Annotated in this window: 14 protein-coding genes; 1 reads left to right on the top strand and 13 read right to left on the bottom strand. The window is 49.2% G+C overall.

The annotated features are described in order from the left end of the window. Positions 1 to 7: 7 nt before the first annotated feature. From TURPA_RS13870 to TURPA_RS13910, 8 genes are all read right to left on the bottom strand, one after another. On the bottom strand, positions 8 to 889 hold the full coding sequence (locus TURPA_RS13870) for a glycine--tRNA ligase subunit alpha (RefSeq protein WP_014803931.1): 882 nt from the start codon (positions 887 to 889) through the stop codon (positions 8 to 10). Between the two features lie 176 nt (positions 890 to 1,065). Next, positions 1,066 to 1,728 carry a hypothetical protein gene (locus TURPA_RS13875; RefSeq protein WP_014803932.1) on the bottom strand — a complete coding sequence of 221 codons (663 nt, stop codon included), beginning with the start codon at positions 1,726 to 1,728 and terminating at the stop codon, positions 1,066 to 1,068. A gap of 102 nt (positions 1,729 to 1,830) precedes the next feature. After that, positions 1,831 to 2,301: a hypothetical protein gene (locus TURPA_RS13880; RefSeq protein ID WP_014803933.1), complete on the bottom strand. Its 471-nt coding sequence runs from the start codon at positions 2,299 to 2,301 to the stop codon at positions 1,831 to 1,833. Positions 2,302 to 2,556: 255 nt separating this feature from the next. Continuing rightward, entirely contained in the window at positions 2,557 to 3,069 is a 513-nt protein-coding gene (locus tag TURPA_RS13890; protein ID WP_014803935.1) for a hypothetical protein, read from the bottom strand. Between the two features lie 264 nt (positions 3,070 to 3,333). Then, positions 3,334 to 4,047 carry an SH3 domain-containing protein gene (locus tag TURPA_RS13895; protein ID WP_014803936.1) on the bottom strand — a complete coding sequence of 238 codons (714 nt, stop codon included), beginning with the start codon at positions 4,045 to 4,047 and terminating at the stop codon, positions 3,334 to 3,336. 5 nt (positions 4,048 to 4,052) lie between these two features. Then, positions 4,053 to 8,765 (bottom strand): peptidoglycan DD-metalloendopeptidase family protein, encoded by a 4,713-nt coding sequence (locus TURPA_RS13900; protein WP_014803937.1) that lies wholly within the window; start codon positions 8,763 to 8,765, stop codon positions 4,053 to 4,055. Between the two features lie 50 nt (positions 8,766 to 8,815). Further along, positions 8,816 to 10,798: a tyrosine-type recombinase/integrase gene (locus TURPA_RS24155; RefSeq protein ID WP_083847805.1), complete on the bottom strand. Its 1,983-nt coding sequence runs from the start codon at positions 10,796 to 10,798 to the stop codon at positions 8,816 to 8,818. 113 nt (positions 10,799 to 10,911) lie between these two features. Next, a complete protein-coding gene (locus TURPA_RS13910; protein ID WP_014803939.1) occupies positions 10,912 to 13,629 on the bottom strand; it encodes a CHC2 zinc finger domain-containing protein in 2,718 nt (905 codons plus the stop codon). A gap of 61 nt (positions 13,630 to 13,690) precedes the next feature. On the opposite strand from TURPA_RS13910, the gene TURPA_RS13915 reads away from it, so the two are divergent. Continuing rightward, positions 13,691 to 14,149: a helix-turn-helix domain-containing protein gene (locus TURPA_RS13915; RefSeq protein ID WP_014803940.1), complete on the top strand. Its 459-nt coding sequence runs from the start codon at positions 13,691 to 13,693 to the stop codon at positions 14,147 to 14,149. Here the strand turns inward: TURPA_RS13915 and TURPA_RS13920 are convergent. The 5 genes from TURPA_RS13920 to TURPA_RS13940 form a co-directional block, all read right to left on the bottom strand. Next, positions 14,144 to 14,356, bottom strand: a complete 213-nt coding sequence (locus tag TURPA_RS13920) for a hypothetical protein (protein ID WP_014803941.1) — start codon at positions 14,354 to 14,356, stop codon at positions 14,144 to 14,146. The two genes, TURPA_RS13915 and TURPA_RS13920, sit on opposite strands and share 6 nt — an antisense overlap. Before the next feature lie 380 nt (positions 14,357 to 14,736). Beyond that, a complete protein-coding gene (locus TURPA_RS13925; RefSeq protein ID WP_014803942.1) occupies positions 14,737 to 15,003 on the bottom strand; it encodes a hypothetical protein in 267 nt (88 codons plus the stop codon). 558 nt (positions 15,004 to 15,561) lie between these two features. Then, positions 15,562 to 16,059, bottom strand: coding sequence for a hypothetical protein (locus tag TURPA_RS13930; protein WP_041948533.1), 498 nt, complete (start codon positions 16,057 to 16,059; stop codon positions 15,562 to 15,564). 199 nt (positions 16,060 to 16,258) lie between these two features. Next, positions 16,259 to 16,522 carry a hypothetical protein gene (locus TURPA_RS13935; RefSeq protein ID WP_014803944.1) on the bottom strand — a complete coding sequence of 88 codons (264 nt, stop codon included), beginning with the start codon at positions 16,520 to 16,522 and terminating at the stop codon, positions 16,259 to 16,261. A gap of 8 nt (positions 16,523 to 16,530) precedes the next feature. Next, a complete protein-coding gene (locus tag TURPA_RS13940) occupies positions 16,531 to 23,898 on the bottom strand; it encodes a SpvB/TcaC N-terminal domain-containing protein (RefSeq protein ID WP_041948534.1) in 7,368 nt (2,455 codons plus the stop codon). Positions 23,899 to 24,027: the final 129 nt, after the last annotated feature.

Consider the following 24,027-nt stretch of genomic DNA (forward strand, 5'->3'; position numbering starts at 1 on the left):
GCGAAGTTCAGGCAGACCGGGGTGTGTTGGCTTCTGCGTTTTCTTGAATCGCGACGTAGCGCTCGGCAATGCGCTGCGCCATGTGGCGCACGCGCGCTATATAGGTCTGCCGTTCAGTTGGCGAAACCGCGCCGCGCGCGTGCAGCAGGTTAAACGTGTGCGAACATTTCAGCATGTAGTCGTATGCGGGAAAAACCAGCGGTTCTTTTTCCCACGCGAGAATTGCTTTCGCTTCTGCTTCGTATTCGTCGAACCACCTGAAGAGTTTCGCGGTGTCGGCGACCTCGAAGTTGTAATGCGAATATTCCCATTCGGTCTGCTTGTGAATATCGCCGTATTTCATATCTTTGTTCCAGCGGATGTCGTAGATCGTTTCGACACCCTGCAGGTACATCGCGAGGCGCTCGAGACCATACGTGTATTCGACTGAGATAGGCTTTAATGGCAATGAACCGCACTGCTGAAAATAGGTGAACTGCGTCACTTCCATGCCGTTCAGCCAGACCTCCCACCCCAAACCCGACGCGCCTAGCGTCGGTGATTCCCAGTCGTCTTGCACGAAGCGAATGTCGTGTTCTTCGAGCTTAAAGCCGAGCGCGCGCAGCGAACCCAAATAGACATCTTGCGCATCGGCCGGCGAAGGTTTCATGATTACCTGATACTGGTAGTAGTGTTGCCCGCGATTGGGATTTTCCCCGTAACGGCCATCGGTGGGTCTTCGCGACGGCTCGACATAGGCGACACGCCACGGCTTCGGCCCCAAGACCCGCAAGAAGGTGTGCGGGTTAAAGGTTCCGGCCCCGACCTCCATGTCGAGGCCCTGCGCGATGACACAGCCCTGATCGGCCCAATACTTGTTCAGGGTGGCGATGATGTCTTGAAAATACATGGGCTAAACCGCCACGCCGATTCAGCGCGTCACGCGGTATGGGCCCTCACCCCCAGCCCCTCTCCCGGGGGGAGAGGGGAGCCAAGACGTATGGGCGGCAGCTTAACTTGTGTTCTCCCCCTCTCCATTTGATGGAGAGGGGGCCGGGGGGTGAGGCGTTTAAACTCGCCTAATTCTTATTTCGTATTCGCCAGAAGCTGCGCCTCTAACTGCTGAAACGCCAGCGCCATGTGCTCATTGACGTTCCAGTAAACAGAATTGCAATAACCGTCGATCGGCAAATCCCCTTCAAATTTGTATACAAGCGGCTGCAGATTTTGGGTTTTCTTGGTGCGTGTGTTCTGCAATTTCAAGTTCTTGATCTCAATCGTCACTTTGCCCGCGCTCTTCGCCCCTGCACCCGCAATCGCCCCAACAAGACCCAACTGTGAAGAGGCCTGCGCACGACCTGACGTGTTCTGCTCGGTAAAGAACGCATGCAGCTCACCGCTCAAAATATAGTCAGCCGCCTGCGTATCTGCGGGTGAAAAGACTGCCGGGTAAATCGCACGTAATCTCAAATGCTCAACTAATGCCATGCTCACTGCATTGGCGACATCTAACTGCTTATAAGAATCTTCGGTGTTGCGACAAATATTGTCTGCGCCGTATTGTGGCTCAATAAACAGTTTCGCTTCTGGGTTCAGCTTGCGCGTATCTTCAAAGCGGTTGATCTTGATCGACCTTATCCGTTTATCTGCCGCTGGCAGCTGTTCTGCCGGTACGTAACGAACGCGCTGGCCGGGCATGCAGGCGACGAGCGTGCATAGTGCTCCGAGGTACAAGTATTTTGGTTTCATGTTTTCTCCTTTTTGCCCTCACCCCCGGCCCCTCTCCGCAGACGGAGACCGCAGAGCAGTCACCCGCAGGCAGAGGGGCTGAAACGGTTTAGACCGGCAACATTATCGAGCCTTTCGAATCTTAATATTTTTCATCATCTCAATGTACAATTTCTTGTTCGAAGGTGCACCTTGCCAGTCAAAGAAATGAATCAATTGTACTTTCTTTCTATTATGAATCACATAACATTCATAAACTGTACCACTCACAACACCTGTGCCAGTTTCTGCATCATTTTTTTCCATGATTGTGATAATTTCGAATTCCTTGTCATAGGCATTTTTATAAATGATTTTCTTGCCGCGAATTTCAGAATCATTAAAATCTTCGGAAACACTTAGCTCAACCCGTTTTTTGCTTTTTTCATCACGTGCCATTGTTCCGCTTATTTCCCATTTTAGTGGAATCTGCAGGTCAATTTGGATTTCTGGATTGCCTCGCCACGTAAGACTCAATAACTTCACGGTCATGTCTTCAGCGCACATTAGCCCTATCGAAAAGATGAACAATGCGGAAAATTTAACTGTTTTCATTATACTCGCCTCTCTTTCTCTACTTCGTTTATGAAAGCATTACCAAGGTTGAAATGGATTAACGGTTTTATAAGATTGTTTATGATCGGCCATATGTTTATTGAGCTTGGTATAGGCTTCTATTATCTGATAGTGCCGGTGAATGCCATCTGACCATTTGCCAGTCCCACCCATACCGCTCAGGCCGGCATGTAAGAAGGCCTTTTTGACGTTCTTGGGTGGCTTGGCGAGCGAAACCGGTGTATCGCGCGACAATCATGGTGCCGACAGACTGGGTATATAGTAAAATGACTTCAGACGACAACTTTCCTGCCGGCAGTCAAGAAACAGTGAAAGTTGAGCACCGTCCTTTTCGAAAATATGTGCCCCATATGCGCTGACGGCATAATTCTCCAAGCCATGCTGCTCCGTAGGCTTACAGAAGAAAGTCACAGTTTGCTGATTTTGTATCGACTGATGGATACTTCTGAAGTTAAACCCATATTTTTTAGCAGCATTAGGTGCGAAGAAGACTTCATACAACTTACCTTTCTTTCTCCTAAAAGTTTCTTGCTGTTCGTTGCGTGAAAAATTAAAATCTTCTGGGTGGTCATACTCTGATTCCAGAATATAGATTCTCTCTGAGAACATTTCGGCCAACTGGACCACGTCTTTTCTATTGATTGCGCTTATGATGTTTTCAGCTGCTATCTGACAGTAGCGTGGCTCAGCCCGAATCATCACGGGCATAACAGCGCTTAAGCAAAAAGCGTACATTATGGCTTTCATAAGTTCTTCGCCTTACAGATTTAACGACCTTAGGTTATCATGGAATCGTGAAGCCGAGACTTGCCCATTCGGCACGAATTTGCGTTTCACCTGCCTTTGACACTCTCTTAAGAGTTACTCCTGCCGGGAGTGCATCTAATCGCCCAACGCGCGTTTAAATGTCGTGCCGGAGGCATGAAGGCCTTGCGCCATGTAAACGTTGTTGGGCGGAGTGGTGAGCGAAGCCGGTGATGCGGGGCGTGGGCTAGCCATATACGACCAGAATTATTCCACAAAATAGTCAGGGTCATTCTTAACTTCGCTGATCAATTTATTTCTGGGCTGCCCAGCAAAGCCACGCCCGAACGGTACATATTTGCCACCTTTCACCTCTAAAATAACATGTGCGCAGTCGGTCGGCACAAAGTAGTCTTCAAAAAGAACAATGATTACTTGATGTTTTTCTTTGTTCTTATCGATGTTGATGACGGCGCTGAATGTAGGCTTTGCCAATTCATAGTAGTCGATCTCGTGACTGTAGTTCGGATAACTTGGGTCGCTCTCAAACTTTCTAATTTCCTCTATTGCAATTCGATGCGCTTTTTTTCGATCAAATTCGAATTCAATTACTTCACTACCCGCGTTGCTGCTTTTCGCCGGGTAAAGCTCCGCATGCTCGGCAGGACTTTTTTCTTTTTGCAAATATTTTTTCGGCACCCAGCCAATCTGATTTTGCCATCTGATTTGATACCAAGCAATCTTTAGTCGCTTAAATCGTCTCGTGTCGGCAGCTAGAAACTCAACTTTACTGTTAAACGGAATAACATCGACTTGTTTGCCGGGTTTCGCCTCGGGTTCTGCAAAAAAATAAATATGATTATTCGTATAATAATATTTACTGCCAACCGCACCATTGCCGGCAAAGGTTTGCGCCTGGCATTGCGGAAAAATGATGCAGGCAATAAAGCCCGCGCAAATTAAGTCCCGAATATGACGCATGCTGTTTAGTATCCGTATTTATAATTTTCAGAATTTACGTTCTTGCCATCAAGATAAAGCTCGAAATGCAAATGTGGACCCGTTACTCTGCCCGTTCTGCCTGATTTGCCGATGATATCATTTCGATGTACCAACTGACCTTTCTTTACGTATATTTTGGAAAGATGCAGATATCGTGTCTGTCCGCCGCGAAGGTGATTAATGATTATATAATTGCCACGGACAGAATTGTAGCCTACTTTATAAACTCGCCCAAGCATAACTGCACGCACCGGCGTCCCTACAGGTTCATAAATATCAGTACCGTGGTGGAATTTCTTTTTTTCGCCAGTGACGGGGTGAGTTCGTGGCCCATAAGGCGATGTCACTCGACCTTTCGGAAGCACTTTTGATTCACCCAGATAGCCAGTTTGAATTGTCCCGGCACCCGCTAAGCTGCCTGAAATAACGCCAGATGTGCCGCCAAAAAAGGTGCTTGCAGCTCCGCCCCAACCACCTGTGGACGCGCCCGCGCTCGGCACAACAGAACCACCGGTTGCAATGGGCACATCCGTAAGCGCAATCTCAGCACCGGGATAAGAACCGCCATTCGGACCGCTTGCGCAAAAATACGGATTTTGTGCACACGTCTGATTCAAAGCCGTGGAGCTAGAGCCGCCCCCACCAAGCGCTTGCCCCAGGCCGTAGCCGACGCCTGCAGTCAGGCCACCAATCAACGCACCTGTTACGCCACCGACAAAGCCAGCCATAAGACCATCACCAAAGCTTGCACCACCTATCCATGCATTTCCGGCACCACCCGCAAAGCCGCCAGCCGCACCACCTGCCATACCACCGATAATCGCGGCATTCAGGCCACCAGACACACCACCATACGCAGCAAAGGCAGCACCGCCCGTCATGACACCCAACGCGACTGCAGCAGCAGTCATGTTGGCCATGGCATACCCCTGCTTCATGGAGTCCAAGCTCCAATCTTTGGTGATCGCGCCACGCGTCACAGCGCCCACAGCCCCTGTTGTCAATGCGCCAACGGGATTTATTACGGTTGATACGATATTCACCAAGTCACTAAACCAGCCATGGCCGGACGGATCAGTTGCAATAATCGGATTGCCCGAAACATACATGTGTCGATTAAACCCGAAGCCACCTGCAGAATCAAATTCTGTGTCGCTAGTGGTAAACACGCCAAGCTCCGCAGAGTAGTAGCGCGCATTAAAATAATAAAAGCCAGTTTCCGGATCGTACTCCTGACCGGTAAATTTAACGGCGACAATCATCATTTCTGCATCGCTCATGTTCTGCTCAAGTATCTGTGTCGTTGGATTCCACTTGCCTGAATTCGTTAAATCGATTTCGCCGTATTCAGTGTAGCCTATGCGGAAGATTTCATTACCAGCCATGTCGGTAGCCAGGGCGCCGCTGCCTAAGTGATTATGTGCGTAGTATACCGTGCCCGCCGGCAACCCTGTGTAGAGGTCAGAAATTAGAGTGTTAATCTGTTCCTGCGTTACGCCTGGCGGAAGCGAATTTTGGCCACAATATACCGAAGCAAAAACAATAAGCATCGACGTCGCTAAAACACGTCGGCAGAACTCATGCACTACGCGTTCTGCTGACGACACCCCTGAAAAGTATAGCCAGAGTAAAAGTGCTAAGGCGAGCGAACTTAAGAGGCCTATACGAAGAACTCTGCCAAAATCTTCGTGTGCATAAATGCCGTATAGCGTGTAATAAGCTTTCATCGCCAAACCACTGCTTGTTGAAGATGAATAACTGTCAGCTAAGGCGAAAAGCGTTGAAGATGTCGCAGCAATAGCGCCAGCTTGAACATTGCCTGTGATCGATGCTATACGCTTACCGTCCTGACCATAAATGTATTTCGTTGCCTGCCATGAATCAAGAATACCAATAGTGTTACTGCTTGTCACGCCGACATACTTTTCTCGCAGTTCGATCGCATCACCTAAATACCAGGTTTTTATAGTCACACCGTCGCGCGTGTGCTTCTTTAAAAATCGTTGGCCGGCGTGATCGTAGGCAAACTGCGTTTCGGCCGTCGTACCCTCTACGGCTTTCGTCATCATTTGGTTACTGTCGTAAGAATAGGTGAAATTGCCTTTCGTCAAGAGACTGCCGGCAGCAGACCAAGTCATAGTTTGGTGCACTTCCCAGATGCCTGTTGATTTATTCAAAAGCTCGTCACTCACGGGATAGGTTTTCCCCGGTGCATACGTCATTCGACGGTTACCCTTTTGCAGCAAATTTCCCCTGCTGTTGCCGGCGCCGTCGTGGTCGAACCGGAAATCGCGCATTAATCCTGAACCGTAAGTCGTTTTCCGCAGACGGTTTAAGCCATCATATTGGTAAGTAACCGAAAGATTCGGCATTACAGAATCAGTAATACTTTGAATGTTATACGAAGTATCATAGGCATAAGTCAAGTTCATCTGCGCTGGTTCATTGGCTTTGCCAATATTGACGTTGCTCAGCAGTCCGGTGTTTGCTTGGTAGCCGTAGGTGTGTCTCAAACCATTGCCGTAAGTCACCCTTCCGACTTGCGCAATAACGTCGTAGTTATAGTCGCTATAGGTGGCATAAGTCGTCCCATCATGACTAATCCCCAAAACATGATCTGTCGCCCCGGCATAGCTGAACGCCGTAATTTTGCCATCTGGATAGATTGTTGATTTAGTGCGACCAAGTTCATCGGCCGTCGTACCATAGATTTGCAAACAAGGCATTGCGTTCATATCTGCGCACAATGTTTCTGTCGAGTGCGAAAATCTACGCGTCATTTCAACGACATCACCATTCGCATTATGACTGTACCGCTCTTGCAAAATGTATCCATCTACGGAATAAGTCAGAGTCGTCAGTTTGTTTTTGCCAAACGCAAGGTCTGTTTCGTCATAAGTGTAAGTAGTTACCGATTCATTTTGTGTTATTTTTGATAAGCGACCGAATGCGGCGTTATACTCCAGGCTAATAACTTTGCCATTGCTTGTTTCTGTTGCCAACTGACCGAAACTGGCTTGACCTGACTGCGCATAGTATGTATATTCAGTTCTACCGGAGACCGGATCGTCAATGAAAGCCTGTAGCCCGGAGATACCGACGTAACCAATTGTCGTAACCCCTTGCGGCGCACCTACGGACACCAAACGGCCACGGCCGTCATAGATATAAGTAGCCTCTATTGCTTCTGTAGTGCCGAAATTTTGAATAGTGAAAGCAGGTTGATCAAAGATATTGTTGCACGTCTTCTGTTGCTTCCCGTCAATAGCGGTGCCGATCATGCAAGAAACAATACCAGCGGGCAATCCCGTTGCTTGATAAGTTGTTGATGTTATCTTGTTATCAAAACTTTGTGTTTGAATGATTCGACCATAGTTATCATATGTCTTTGTATCCCAGTGCACCGCGCTACCGCTCGCCGCATCGAATGGGCGAGAAACTCGGTCCTGACGACCCTGATTGTCGTATTTATACTCAATCGCCATCTGCGTTTCAACACCGGCCACCAATTCAGGAAATTCTTCACGGTAAACGCGACCCATAGCATCTGAAAATTTTCGTCGGCATCGCGTCTGCGTAAAGCCATTACCAAAATGTGTGCAAGTTTCGCCCCATATCGGGGACACGCCGGGCATCGAGTGCGATGCCGTTTTTCTTGCCAGAATAGTAGAGCCATTCTGAGTAATAATCTCAAAAGCAAACCCCGTTGCGTCAAACGTTGTTGCTGTTACCGTTGCGTCATCAACAAGCGTTTCGCTAATTCTTTTCCCGAATCTCGGATCGTAAGCTGCTGTCACTGTCGAGGACTTACCACCATGGGCCTTGGTGATACTTACTGGGAACTGATTGTAATCTGTATCATAGGCGATACTTGTCAAAACGCCATGGTCATCCAATTTCGTCAAAATGCCGCCCGCAAAATTATAAGTAAATTCCTCCGCCCCCCAGACGCCTGTTCCCAATGCAATTGGTAAAAAGAATTCTTTCTTTGTCACTAAATGATGATCGCCAATAGTGCCCAAAGCACCACCATCGTAGTATACTTTGTTTTCCGAAACAAAGTCATTATCACCTGTCGCGCACTCAGTTTCTGTGTAGCAGGTTTTTTCAGAAACGGGTATACCAATGGCCCTTGTCGTGCTGGTCTCGTTAAGATATGTTATAAACCTATAAACGCTGCGTTCTGCACCGTTCGCCGAAATTCTGCTTTTGGTCTTCAGCGGATTGCCATAGGCATCCTGACTGAATATCTGCTCAAATTTGCCGCCAGTCAATATCCCGCTCTCATAGGATAGCGAACCCGTTTCACCTGATTGCCTTATTTGCTTGGGCTGTATTGGATTTGGGTTATTCGTCACATCATGCGTGCAGCCGGTCTCATCACATAGCCATAGTTGTGGCGTTGCGGCGATCTGCTCGCTCAACAGCGTATTGTTTGCTAAGTAACTTCGGTTTGCTGTCACCATCCCCTGAAACGGCTTATCCTGCCGGTACGTCGTAATCGAATAATTCCCCGAATTGACATCCGTCGTTTTGATCTTCTCAAACCCTAAGGACGCCCTCTCCGCAACCGTACCCGTCGCCACGCGCCCGTTGTAGTATTCGTATATACGCACCCCAAAGGGGGTTATTAACGCAACGGTATCGCCCCGGCGGATTACCAGACACAGCAGAAATTGACCCGGGAAAGGGTTCACAAATCAGCTAAAAATGGGGGTAAAATACACGGGCAAGCAAAACGGGCTTTTTACGCCCGCTTGTAGATGCGTTGAAAAGCTGCGGTGTGAACCTCTTTCAGCCGTCGGATAGAGACGTGCGTATAACGCTGGGTCGTCTCTAAACTCGCGTGTCCCAGCATCTCCTGAATAAGCCGTGTGTCGCAGCCAGCTTCTAAAAGATGCGTGGCGAAGGTGTGGCGCAGCACGTGGCAGGCCCCGCGGATTTTCTTTTCACCAAAAAGCTGGCGAATGTGGCGTTTCACAATATCCTGAATCGCGTCACCCGTCAGTTTCCCGAATGGGCCAGCAAAAAGATAGGCGCTCTTTTCCTTTCGGTTAGCGATGTAGTCTGTTAGCACACCCAAGGCGCGGCTGGTTATCGGTACGTAACGGTCTTTCTCTCCCTTGCCTGACGCAACATACACAAGGCCGCGCTCAAAATCGATGTCGGCGATCTTTAAGAGCGTCGCTTCTTTTAATCGTAAGCCGGTCGCATAAAAGGTTTCCAGAATTGCCCGTGCGCGCCTGCCGCTGTGAATTGTCATATCGGGCAGGCCCAGCAATTTTTCAACTTCTGTAGTGCTCAGAATGACCTGGGGTAAAGTCCTGCCTAATTTCGGCAGCTTTATGCCGCTTGCGATGTTGCATAAAATCCGGCCTTCTTCTGCCAGCGTGCTGAAGAATACCCGCATTGTGATAAGATACTGACTCTGGGAAGCGAAAGACAAGGGGGCACCATTGGGCTTGCGGTACTGGAAAATGAATTCCCTGTAGGCCTCCAGATCGGTACGCGTGATCGTTGTGATTTCTTTGAATCCGCGCTCCGCCAAATAGCGAATGAAGCTCAACAGGCGAAACGAATGCGTGTAAATGCTCTGCACAGACCAACCACGTGCCTGGCAGGCCTCTATATGGCCTACGAAAGCTGCGTAAAAGGGACTTTCAGCTAAGGGATAAAAAATCTTGCGTTTAAGGTAAGCGTCCTTGAAATCTTCTTTCGCCGGCGTTTCGCGATTTATTGGCTGTGTTGCCGCCGCTGTGCTCTGGTTGGTGAGCGAAGCCGAACCATCTGCAGTTAAGGGATGAAAGCGGTTGTGCATTGCCTTTAGAAACGACCGGTCAACGCGTGTGTAACGCTCAGTAGTCGAAATACGTCTGTGCCCCAGCATTTCCTGAACATAGCGCACGTCAGCGCCAGCTTCAAGCATCGCGGTTGCCATCGAGTGACGAAACAAATGACAGCCGCCGATTTTTCCGATGTGTGCCCGGCTGATCGCGTTGCCTGCGATGCGACTGACTGCGGCAGCGCCTAAAAGACTGCCATCCTTGCGGATGAATAGGTATTCTGATGCCTGCTTTTGTGAATACTTTTTGTGCCCCTCATTAAACCAGCGTCTTAGCCAGAAAAGCGCGCGTTCGGTGACAGGTACAAAACGATCATGACCGCCTTTGCCCTGCCTGACATGTACAACGCCGTTCTCGAAAGCCAGATCATAAATTTTAAGATTCGCCAGCTCCTTCTTTCTAAGGCCGCTTGAATAAAGAAGCTCCACGATCGCGCGGGATCTTAAACCATAAAGCGTCGTCGTACGCAGGTGCTCAAATATCTGAACCGCATCGGTCTTTGACAAGACATACGCTGGCAGCTTGCGACCGCCTTTCGTATAGGTCAGCCGTTCCGCCGGGTTATAGAGCAGAAGATTGTTTTCGGCTAAAAAGAGAAAGAATGCGCGCACCGTCGCGAAATAGTTATTCTGGGTCGAAGCACACAGGCCCTGCTTATGCTTGCCGATGTACTCGTAACGCACGTAGCGCGCGAACGCGTCGATAACGGCATAATCAATATCGAAAACGCTTTGAACCTGGCGGGTCTCGCAGAACCGCTGAAATAGTTTAAGCCCGACATGGCGGATTTGCACCGTGTACGGCGACGCGTTGTTTTGCCTTAGATAAAGAAGGTATTTTTCAACATAAATTTTCAGCATCCCCAGCTCCCTTTTCGCGTTTTTCATGGGTAAACGCTGAAACCCTTATCTTTATTGGTTAAAGTGAATTATGAAGCCCCGAAACAGGGGCGAATCACCCCCTAAAAACGCCTCTGGTTTTAGGGGGTAACCCCGTAGGGTTAGATTTGCTCTTTTGCCCAGGTCGGGTCTAAGAGATTGAAAAGCTCATCAAGTACCGGCTTATATGTCTGATACTCCTCGCGTTCTTTCTTGCTGCACTTGCGCAAAAGCTCCGCCATGTTTGCCAACTGCAGAAGCTGCGTAAAGCTACCATTCGCCGCGGGTTCAAAAAGGAAACGGTAGGCGATGCCATTCTGGTCACGGCGGGTGGTAAAGTATTCCGCCATGACGGCACGGTTAGTGTGTTCGTGTACGCGATTCATCGACAATTTCATAATCTCTTGCATGTCGCGACGGTAGAACCAGATTTGTGTGAATTCGATCTTCTTTTCTTTGGCATAACTAAGGTAGTGCTGCGCAATCTTGCTTACAAAGCTGTTGGTCTGTGGTGGCAGAACGGTCAAGCTCCGGCCGAAAACACGCTGGCAGAGAAAGTTACCGATCGCAATATCTATGACATGCGTTCTGATATGCGGCTCGCCGTCGATCGTGACAATTTCGCGTTGCTTTTGAAATAAGATCGTAATTGCCTCTATGACGTTCAGGTAGCGCTGGTGGTCTCTTAAACTGCGGTTTGTCTCTGCGCCGAAATGCAGGTGTGCCATGTGCGGATTTACGGTGCGGGTGATTGTCAGTGCTCTCTGAATGTGTTGCGCTAACTCGACCAAATCGAAACGGCGTTTTCGCAGTTTCACGCCTTCACCGGAAAGTAAGCGGCGCTGAAACTGCATGACCTTTTCTAACTGATCTTTATTTTGCATCATCGAAAGGATCGCCGAACGGTTATTGATATCGTCTGAAATGTTCTCTGTGGGGCAGGTAATCGTAAACTGGTCGGGGCCTTCGACAAGCCGGGTTTCATTGACGAATTTACCCGTTTTAGGGTCGGTCATCGTGTAGATGTTCACCAGCTTCTTTTCGCTCATCATTTGCTGAATCGGGTATTGTGCTTCGGCCAGCCCCTGCATTTCAACAACGAAGATCGATTTATTTTTCATCGAACCTTCTTCGGCATGGTAAAAGCTCTTGGGCGTGATCTGCGTGAAGTAGAGCTTGTCTTCGTCAGGTACGAAATCGGCTAAGAGGTTGAGCAAAGTCGATTTTCCTGACGACGATTCGGATTGAATAATGATGTGTATTTGGTCGCGGCATTTGCGGGTGATTGTGGAAGCTAAACCGAAAAGCACGTTTAGATTTTCACCGACAAGCGCGCATTCTTCGACTTCTCTTAAGAAATGAATCAGGTAGTCGGGTTCTCTCAGAGCCTTTTCTGCCTTCTGTTGCACCAGCAGATTTACCCTGTATTTACTGGCGATTTCAAGCGCGGTTTCTTTTCTCAGAACTATTTTTAATTCAGGTTCCAGCGTTGTCGTGATCTTGTCCAGGTCGGCGCGGATTACTTTGTCATCTAACCCAAGGCGCTCTGATGTCGATTTCACAAAGCCCCAGCAGCTTTTCGCATGGAACAGATCAAGGTTGTCGATGTGGAACTTTTCACCCAACGAAGCTCGAAGCAGTGTTTTCAGCGTCGTGTCGTCGGCGTTCTTTTCCAGCCCTCTGGCAATATAGAGGCGTTCGCCGAAAGTGAAATGGTATTCGCTGCCTTTTTTCTCCCAGTCTCTCGGCGCTGTTGCTTCGGTCTTCGCTTCCTCTGCTAAAGATATAAGAGAAGAATTTATAATAAGGTCTTTAAAGATCGCAGCGGCATTTTCAACTTTGCGGATAAACTCGTTTGGGTCGAAGCCGTCGGGAAACTGGACACGGTAGACTTGAATTTCTGTGCCGCGCAGTTTTTCAACGATCTTTTCGGCACCCCGGTTACCGGCGTTGTCGGCATCGAAAGCAACGTAGAGCCGTTCGGTGCCGGCGGCACTCAACCGCTCTTTCATCTCTTCGGTAAAGCCCTGCGCCCCATAGGCTGCGATGACGTTGCGGTAACCCAAGGTCATCAGGCTTAGTGCATCAATCACCGATTCGGTGATGATAATCTCTTTGGCGATCAGCGCCCGGCTGTTGAAAATGCCGCGATGTACGCCGGGTAAATACTGGTGCTTCTCTGCGCCCGGTAAAATTGCCCTGGCATAGATTTCGGTGATGATGCCGTTTTCATCCATGACGGGGAAGATCAGCGCGCCCTTGAAGCGTTCGACAAGCGTGCCGTTTTTTCTCAGAATACCGATTTCTAAGAGTAGCGGTGTTATTTCGGGCGTCAGTTTCTCTAAAAGGGTGCCGTCGGCGTAACCGATCTTGAAATCTTCGACCAGCTCGCCAAATCTAAGCCCGCGCTTCATCAGGTATTCAATCGGGGCCTGCTGCTCTTTCAGTGTTTTGTGGTAGTAATCAACGGCGATGCGTAATGCCTGCTGTAGCTCGGGGCGGCGTAGATTAACTTCGACGCGTTCGGATGCTGGCGGCGTGAAAGCGGGGCTTGTGCTCGATAGCTGGCTTTTCAGAAATACAATCGCTTCGTGCGTCGAGCAGTTCTTTTCGTGCTTAATCCAGTCGATGACTGAACCGCCTTTGCCACAACCTTTGCAGTGAAAGGTATTCTTCACCGGGTTCACATGAAGCGAGGGATTTTTGTCTTTGTGGAAAATGCACAGCCCCGCGTATTCATCGGCGCTGATCTTCTTCAGTTTAATGCCTGAACGCTCGGCTAAAGAGAAAACACTGATTTCACGTTTGATTCGACCAATTTCGTCGTTTTCTGACTGCATAACCACCTCTTTTGACAAATAAGCCATTCGGCATATTTAGTTAGTCAAACGGCATATTCAAATGCAGCCAACCGGTCAATTAAATAAAGCACTTGGCGTCCTAATTTTGATAGACAAGCCACTAATATATGCCACTTGGTTGATTATGGCAGTCGTTGCGCCAAAGAATTTTGCTCAAAGGTTGAAAAAACTGCGCATGGAGCGCGGCTTGTCTCAAAGAGAATTTGCCACTAAAACGGGCATAAACTATGTTCAATACAATCGTTATGAAAAGGGCGATCGCAAACCTTCTGCTGATGTACTACCAAAAATTGCCGATGCGCTTAGTGTAAGCGTCGATTATCTGCTGGAAGGTGATGAACAAAACGCTGCGATGGCAAACCTGTCAGACCGCGAACTCTTAACAATGTTTCAACGAACTGAAAAACTCTCTGAAAATGACAAGGATCACGTTAAAGCCTTGCTCGATGCTTTTATAAAAACCAGAGAAATGACGACAGTTTTGAACAAAGCCTCATAGCGGATTGCGTAGCACGATGTATGCTAAGCCATCGATATCAAAAACATCCGCGCTCGCAAGCTGATGAAGAACTGTACTGAATTCCGTTAACTCGGCTTTGTCCTGACCCACAACATGGTCTTGCAACATCTTATACATGACACGATAACCCGAGCGATTATTTTCGCCTACAATGTGCCGCAGGGCATCTAAAATTCTTTCTTCCATCTCGTGACTATACTTAGCCAGCTGATAACCGTCAAAAAATCCTTATACATTTGCGACATAACACCCACCCACACCCCCGCGCCTCCCGCAGGCAGAAACGCGGTCACGTTTTGCGCCCCTCCCTTTGCCGCCCCCCGCACCCCCCGGCTTATCCCTCCCCATCCAAGAGGATGCTTTAATTTGCGGGGGCGCTCAAAAAGGGAGGGGCTTTGCCAACGCGCGAAGAATCTTCGCGCATTGCAAAAAACGCGCCCGCTGATTTACACTGCCTTACAGCTGTCTCGGCCTCCATGCCTTCGCCAGCTGTAAGGCTCCGGCGCACGTCGTGTGCGCCGGCTGACACAGACTGCCTGCACCCGCCCGCCCTGGCGCGGGGGTGGTTAATAATCTGCGTACAAGTGACTTACACAGGTACCGCAAACTGGCCAACCAATTTTGGCGGCAACCGCTCGAGTCATGGCGGCATTCTGACACTGCGTGTGATTTTTGCCCTGATCACTTAGAAACATCTTTTCGCAAATCGACAGATCTTCGGCTGCACACTTTTTTTCGGCGTCCAAATACGAAATAAAAATGTGCAATTGATCTGTTTCCTTCGACTGCAAAATGCTGTAGAGTTCCTTATCTATTGCTTTTTGGTTCTTCATTCTTTTTCTCCTTGAGCATATTCGCTCACCCCATTAAATTAGTCACCAGAGGCCAAAGCGAACGCACTTTTTTGCCTGCGCCTTTCCTCTGGTGCCACAGTATCTATAATAAAGTTTTCTCATAATTTAAGCGGCTTTTCCGTTTTTCAGGCAAAAATGCAAAAAAAATGCAATAACAACGATTTGAAAAGTGTAAAACCGCAGAAACAAAACCCCAGCTAAAGGAAAGAGCCGTGCGGTTTTGCACATGCCAAATCCTTATTGTTGTCGAAGACAATGCCCACGCCCGCACCGCTTAAAAGCTACCGTCGCAGCAAGGACGCTGCGACGGCCGATGCAACAGGAGGTTGCAGCGGTCGGTAAAACCACCGGCGAGCCACGAAAGAGACTCAACTAAAAGAAAAGCGCCATTTCGCCCCAACGCGCGTTTACATGTCGTGCCGCGGTCCCTGAGCGAAGTCGAAGGGCAAGGCATGAAGGTCTTCCGTCATGCAAACGTTGTTGGGCGAAGTGGTGAGCGAAGCCGGTGAAGCGGTGCGGGCGTGGGTACGCTGCAAATTACTTCATCCGATACCAATATTCAAAAAACCTTTGCTTGTTGATTTCAAAAATGCAAAAATTGTGTCCCCAAGGTGCACCTGTCTCAAACTCAAAATCAATAGGGACTCGGCCAGAAATCTGTTTTTTTTCTGTCCGCTCGAAAATTAATCTAATTTCGTGCATCTGTATTTGCCCAGGATCAATTATGCTCTGTTCTGCATCGCGCTGACCATCCATATCCGTTTCATAGTAGGTCTGAATTTTTCTCTTAAAGCTCTGCAGGTACTCTGATTTGCCCTTTAGTTCAGAATAGACTACTTGAAAACCCTTAATGCGCCAACCATGCTGCGAAATATTTACATGCCCTTTCATTCTGATAATTTTCGTAAAATTAAAAAACGTCGATTTCACTTCGACATTTTCTATCTGTACGTCAACCGGCGGTTGCTTGCTCAAATCTAAATCGGCTTCTATCTGCGGCAGCGAAGCGCATGAGGAACAACCGAAGGTAAACATGAATATTATAGAATATTTCATCTGAAATTGTAAATATGATTCCCGAATTGCGGAAAGTTATACTGGCTGTATATATTGTATGGTGTCCAAGCTTTCGCGATATTCAAGCCGTTTGCAAGCGATGTTGAACAGTTTGGCCCCATTTTGGTGATGCGGGGCGGGCGTGGGGCTGATTCTGCTTGGTTAGAAGGCATCTTGTTTAGAGCAACGATAGCACTTTCTCTATTTCCAGAACAAGCCGTTCATCGCCATAGTAACTTGGGTCTTCGCTCCGCAGCTCTTGAGCAGGTTCGTAATAATCTAGATCGTAAGCAAGGGTTCTCAGAATCTCTTTTTCATTCTCTGGCATGTTGTCGAATTCATCGTTCCAAATTTTATTCTGGAAATTTTGCACTTGCGCTGCTCGATTTTCCTTGTTTTCTCTAATTTTGGCTAAGCAATCTTTAAATTCATTCAAATTCATAAAATTACCTAATTTATCGGCACAAAACGCGGTCTTACCAGTTTGGAGCCGCGAATCACAGTGCTTATTGTACCAGTAGGCCCAACACCTACAAGCAAATCTTTCCCGCTGGCAAAGCCACCGCTCAGGACAAAGTTTGTCGTTTTATTTTTGGGATCATAGTACCGCTTCCCCAGTCTCAGAGCCTTATCTACCATTGCGCTATTTACACCTCTCGACTCCATTCGGCCAAGCACATGTTTACCAAATTTATATGCTTGTGGTACCATGCGAGCGCCGCGCGTTGCGCCGAACTTAAAAAGGCTCTTCAAATTAAACGGCAGCCAATCTGAAGGAAACACTGGGGCACTCGTAATTCCCGGCTCACTGCAACCGCGCATAGAATCATATGGTGCCGACCAACAATAGTCCTTTAGACTAGCGAACGTTTCCCGACCCATTTGCGTTGGATATAGTACACCTGTCTCTTGATCAAAGCCGTAGACCGTCTTACCTGGCGGTGCTTTGCTCGTTGAATTAGAGCGTGATACGAGCGTTGCTGCTTGGGCGCCACCATACGAACCACCGGTGCCACCACCCAGAGCTGCCGCATTGGCGGCTGCACCACTGGCGCCGCCAGCCGTCGAGGGGGCAGCCGCAGGCGCAGCAGCGGCCATACCACTACCGGCGTCTGTTGCAGTTACTTCGCCGCCCCAAGAACATTGCCCTATCGGGCATGGCCTTCCGCCGGCATCTGCTGTGGCTGCACCGGCACCACCGCCGGAACCGCCAAATAATTGACCAGCACCGTAGAACGCAGCGCCGGCAGCAGCGCCGACTATCGCACCCATAACCCCACCTGCAAAACCAGCAAGCAACCCATCACCAAAACTCGCGCCGTTCGCCCAAGCAGTCCCAGCGCCACCGACAAAGCCACCAGCTGCACCGCCAGCCATGCCGCCAACCACGGCAGCGTTAAGTCCTGTTAACCCTGCTGCCGCTGCGCCGCCGGTGAGTGCGCCTGCTAAGCCAGCAAGAGCGCCGATCAATGCGCCCGTACCACTGAAATTCTTCCAGTTCTCGCCTTTGAATGGGTTTCCTTTCGTGCCGCCCATGATCGCACCAATAACAACCGCTGCAACGATGAACCAAACGAAATGTCCTGACGGATCACTTGCCATAATCGGATTGCCGCCCACGTACATGTGCCGATTAAACCCGTAGCCGCTACCCGAATCGAATTCCGTGTCGCTGGTCGTAAATACGCCAAGCTCTGCAGAATAGTATCGTGCGTTGTAGTAGTAGAACCCTGTCTCCGGGTCGTATTCCTGTCCCGTAAATTTGACCGCAGTAATCAAGATCTCCGCGTCGCTCATGTTCTGTTCAAGCGTCTGTGTCGTTGAATTCCATTTGCCTGAATTTTCTAGATCGATTTCACCATACTCTGTGTAAGTAATGCGGAAAATTTCATCGCCGTTCGTATCCGTGACTAAACTTCCGCTGCCTAAATGATTGTGTGAGTAGTAAACTGTTCCTGCTGGTAATCCCGTGTAGAGTTCAGAAATAATCGTGCTGATTTGCCCCGGTGTGACGCCGGTCGGCGGGGCATTCTGACCGCAATTTACCGAAACGAAAACAGTGATCATTGAAACAGCGATCAAACGCCGGAAAAATGCGCCGCCAAAATTTTCATCCGCACTTAGCGAATTGTAATAAAGCCACAACAGAAGCACCAGAGCTAATGCGCTCAAAAGAATGATTCGCAGAACTCTGCCTAAATTCTCGTGTGCATAGATACCATAGAATGTATAATAGGTTTTCATGGCCATGCCGCCAAAGGTCGAAGCCGAATAACCTTCAGCTAAAGCAAAAAGCTCGGTTGGGGTTGGCGAAATTGCAGACGTCTTCACATTGCCTGTGATCGAAGCAATGCGCTTACGATCTTGGCCATAAATGTATTTCGTCGCCTGCCAACTGTCGAAGATTCCGGGAGGATTGCCGCTTGTAACACCGACGTATTTTTCTCTCAACTCAAGCCCGTCGGCGACATACCATGTCTTAATGGTAACGCCGTCACGCGTATGTTTTTTCAGAAAACGTTGGCCGGTGTGATCATAAACGAACTCTGTTTCTGCCGTATTGGCTTCTACGGCCTTCGTCATCATCTGGTTTGAATCGTATTCGTAGCTGAAATTACCCTTGGTTAAGAGACTGCCTGCCGCCGACCAAGTCATTGTCTGGTGTGGCTCCCACTGGCTCGTGGTCTCGTTATAAAGTTCGTCTGCAACAGGATATGTTTTGCCCACTGCGTAAGTCATTCGGCGGTTGCCTTTGCGCAAAAGATTACCTTTGCTATTGCCAGCGCCATCTTGATCGAAACGAAAATCTCTTATTTTTCCAGAGCCATACGACGACTGTCGTATCCGGTTCAATACGTCATATTGATAGGTTACAGAAAGGTCGGGGATTACATTGTCAGTAATACTCGATATGTTAAACGAAGCATCGTAAGCATATGTCAGATTAAGTTTTTCAGGTTGATTTGCCTTCCCGATGCTTACTGTCTGCATTACGCCCGTTGCTGGCTGGTAGGTGTAGTCGTGTACTAAGCCATTACCATACGTCACTTTGCCAATGTGCGCCATGACATCATAAGTGTAGTTGCTGTACGTGGCGAAGGTTAATCCGGCGTGCTTAATCTCTGCGACGTGCTCGGTCGCCCCTACATAGGTGAGTTCTGTCGTGTTGCCGTCCGGGTAAGTGATGGTTTCTGCACGGTCTAGATTATCAGTGCTAAAGGCATACCTTTGAAAACAAGGCATGGCACCGGGATCAGAGCAAAGTGTTTCAGTTGCGTGCGAAATCCAGCGCTTCATTTCCGTGATATCCGACTTAGCGTTGTATCTGTAGCGTTCCCGAAGTGTGTAGCCGTTTACCTGATGAATCAACGTAGTCGGTTTGTTGATGCCATGGCTACCCACCTCTGCGTCGGTCTCGTCATAGGTGAAAGTTGTGACCGAATCAGGTCGGGTGATTTTCGACATGCGGCCAAATGACGCGCTATATTCAAAACTCGTCGTTTTGCCTGCGCGGGTCTCGCTTGCAAGTTGTCCGAAACTTGCCGAACCCGGAACATTGTAATAAGTAAAATCCGTCCGTCCCGAAATGGGGTCGTCTACGAAAGCCTGTATGCCGGATATGCTCACATAACCGATAGTTGTGATTCCCTGCGGTGCAGTCACGGCAGCCAAGCGACCACGACCGTCGTAGATGTAATCTATCCGCGTAGCCTCTGGCGCACCATAGCTTTCCACTGTGAATGCAGCTTTGCCATGAATGTTATTACACGCCTGTTGCTGCTTGCCATCGGTATCGGTGGCAACAGTGCATGATACTATGCCTGCCGGTAAGCCCGTTGTTTGAAAAACTGTGCTTGTCGTTTTACCATCGAAAGATTGTGCCTGTACAACGCGACCGTAAATGTCGTAAGTTCTTGTGCTCCATTGGCTTGCGCTACCACTCGTGGCGTCAAATGGCTGCGAAATTGCAACTGCGCGACCACGGCTATCGTACTTGTGCTCGATCGCCATCTGCTTTTCGACGCCATTTACTAGCTCTGGGTATTCTTCGCGATAAGTCCTCCCCATCGCGTCTTTGAAATTCTTTGTGCATCGGCTCTGCGTAAAAGCCGCACCAAAGTGTGTGCAGCTTTCTCCCCAGATCGGCGAGGCGCCGGCAGCGGCACGATGGGAAGAATTTTTTGCAAGCGTGGTTGAACCGTTTTCAACGGTGACTTGGGTAACAAAACCTGTAGCGTCCAGATTGGTGGTAATTGTAGTTCCCTCATCGACGATAGTTTCCAGGATTTTCTTTCCATATCTTGGGTCATACGCCGCCGTTACGGTTGATGATTTACCCGCATGACTTTTCGTCACACTTACCGGAAATTGGTTGTAATCTGGGTCATAAACGATAGTGTTTAAAAATCCTCGGGCATCTAGATGCGTCAAAATATTTCCAGCTGTATCGTAAGTATATTGCTCAGCAAGCCAGACGCCGACACCGTCACCGGTCAAAACATAGTTTTCCCGCTTTGTCGGCAGATGTCTTGACCCAATCGTTCCCAAAGCGCCGCCGTCATAGGAGATACGGCTTTCAGAAATAAAATCATTGTCCCCGGTCGCGCATTCCGTCGCCGTGTAGCAGGTTTTTTCAGAATAAGCGACACCCAGCGCCCGATTAGTCGCGGTGTTCTCATTAATGTACTGAATGAATTTGTAAACGGTGCGCGTGGTACCATTCGCGGTAACCCCAGTCTTCATAATCAACGGACTGCCGTATATATCTTGACTCAGAACTTCCTGAAACTTGCGGCCTATCAATATGCCATTTTCATAAGAACGTGTTTCTGATTCACCCGTTGCGCGAATTTGGCGGGGCGATGAAGGCGTTGGGTCATTTGCCGCATTGGTGGAACAGCCAACCTCTGAACAATAATACTGTTGCAATGTCGTAGGCGAGTATTGTTCCGAAACCAGCGTGTTATCGGCTAAATAGCTTCGACTGACAGACATATACCCCTGGAAAGGTTTGTCTTGCCGGTAAGTATCGATCTTGTAATTCCCGCTATTTACATCCCTCGTGACGATCTTCTCAAATCCTAAGGACGCCCTCTCCGCAACCGTACCCGTCGCCACGCGCCCGTTGTAGTATTCATACCGCGTCGTGAAACTATCTACCACACCATCGCCCGTCAGGTCACGGTCGCCAGTCGTCGTAACTTCGGTCACGAGATAGCGGGGTGAAGAGTTGGGTAGGCCTGCACTGGTCCCCAAGGCTTCGCCTTGTGGCCCAGTGCAGGCGGTGGTACAGATGGCTTTGGGGAGCTTGGTCGCGGTCTTGTATTGGATTATGATTTTGGTGCCTGTTGGGCTCAAAATTTCTTGCAGAAGCGATTTGCCTATTTTTTTTCGATTTGCCACAGCAGCGATCGCAATATTGCCAGGCAAATCACGAGAGCTAATCATGTAGTCAGGGACATAATCGCCATTGAAGTCCACGAAGTCGCCGTAAGGCGCCGAAACACCCCAATAGTTGTGAATCCATGAAGTCACATAATCTGACGATGAAGTCCAGCCAGCGTTTGTATTGATCCAAGCTGCTACCGTGTTGTTTCCGGGCAAATCGCTGAAGCTCAAGACATAGTCCACTCGACCATCACCATTGATATCTATATATTCCCCACTATTGCCACCACCCCAAGCCGCCGTACTCTGATGACACCAGGTTGCACATTCCCATGCCCAGTAATAATGAGTCCATGAAGCCCTGAATGCAGTATTTTCACGCCACCCGCGGCCGGTGTTCAACCATGTTGTTTGGCTGTGGTTATTAGCCAAGTCACGAAAACTTGCAACATAATCGGGTAACCCATCACCATTGACATCAAGATAGTCGCCAGTTGTACCGTTAGTTACACCCCAATAATGTCGAATCCAAGGCGGTGTAAATTCCGCTGTCTCTAACCAGCCGCTGCCTGTGTTTATGTATGCAAGTCGCGATACGTTCCCTGCCAGATCGCGAGAACTGGCAATGAAATCCGGCAAACCATCGGCGTTTACATCAATATAATCACCAAATCGACCGTTGATTGTGCCGGTTATCTGTAGCCAAGGGCCCCCCGGTGAGTTGATGGTGGTCGTTCTTCCCCAGTAATTCTGTATCCAACCGGGTGCGAAGCGTGAATCTAACACCCAGCCATGACCATTGTTTCTGTACGCTGCTGTATAATTCTGTCCAGCCAAATCACGGAAGCTGACCACGTAATCTGTCAGACCATCACCATCAAAATCTAAATAATCGCCCTGAACTCCGTTTTCGACTCCCCAGTATGCATGAACCCAGAGTGGTGTATACTCCGCCTTAAGCTGCCAGCCGTTTCTGGTATTGATATAGGCAATCTTCGAGACATTCCCGGCTAAATCTCGTGAACTAACTACGTAGTCTATCAGCCCGTCGCCAGTAATATCCACGTAGTGCCCGTAGCGGCCGTTGGTAACTCCCCAAAAATGTTGAATCCACTGGGGGGTATATCGGGCATCTTGAACCCAGCCATGACCTGTGTTTCGGTAGGCCACCTGGTAATTATTTCCCGGCAGATCACGAAAACTCAATAGGAAATCGACTAAGCCATCACCATCAAAATCCACATAGTCACCCTGTACCCCGTTGCTAACCCCCCAGTAATGTTGAACCCAAGGCGGACTATACTGCGAGCTGGTCTCAAACCCTTGAGATTCTTGCAGCCAACGTAACTGCGTTGTCGAAACCTGATTGCCAGCCGTCACAGACCAGCTAGCAAGCTCGCTCGAGGTATTGCTGTGGTTCGTATCATATCCCAACTCATACCTTCTCACCTGCACGGTCCAACTGAAAATCCACCAGATCGGCTGCTCTGCGTCGACTAAGACTTCGCGCAGGCGCCAATTGGTTTGCACGAACGACGAAGACGCGTAGCTGATCTCTTTGTCGGGGCGGCTGCTTTCGTCATACGCGAATGTGATCGTGTAATACTTCGACGCACCCGGCCCATAGGTGTAGCGAATGCGCTTCGGGTAAATCTGCCCGGCGTTCTGGTAATATTCCACTTCGTAATAATTGCCGTTGAGGTCTGTCACGCGCGTTAACGCCCATTGGCGCACGGCACCCGAATGAAGCGGATTTCCCGCCGCATCGATTGCCAGCGCGCGAGATTGACTATTCGCGCCATACGAATAGACGACGCCGCTGCGATCGGTCACACGCCACTGGCATGGTTCGACGGGGCTCACCACAGGCGGCTCCACCTGCCCTGAGCCTGTCGAAGGGCCGCAGCGATTGCTGACGGTCAGCGCCTGACCATCATTACCCAACGGCTCATACTTCGACCACGTTTCATTCTCAGCATGGTACACACCTCCCCCACTCGTGGGGGAGGTCGGGAGGGGGACAAGCCGCCCTTCAGGCCCGACATAAGTATCTTGCCCATCGTAGTTGATGCCGCGTCCATAGCTGATGCGCGTAATTGCGGGCAAGCCCTGCAGACTAAAACCAACACCCACTATTCCATTACCAGCATTCGAATTGTAAGTGAGCGCCAGCTGCGGCTGCACGCCATTGCGCCCCACGGGTATTTCAATCGGCAATGTCTCAGAAAAACTACCGTCTGGGTTAACGCCGGCATGAACCGGCATGATAGACATGAACAGAATAAACAGCAGCAAGCAGCGCATGCAAAGCATCGTGCTGCTAATACTAGAAAAGACAACCTTTGCTGCCATTTTTTTTCCTTTGGCGAGAATCAGGTTCTGCGCTGATAGACTTTGAGCCAAATTGCCCCCGGCAAACCGAATGCTCAATCGGCATGCACACACAAATTATTCCGGCAAATCTGCTGGTCGTTTGCGCTATCCGCTAACAAAACAGGCCGTAAATGAATTCTAGTGCGCCGCGCAAACTAACTGGCGAGCAGTAGTTTCGTTCTCCAG

Source organism: Turneriella parva DSM 21527, from assembly GCF_000266885.1.
In the GTDB taxonomy this organism is placed as follows: Bacteria; Spirochaetota; Leptospiria; order Turneriellales; family Turneriellaceae; genus Turneriella; species Turneriella parva.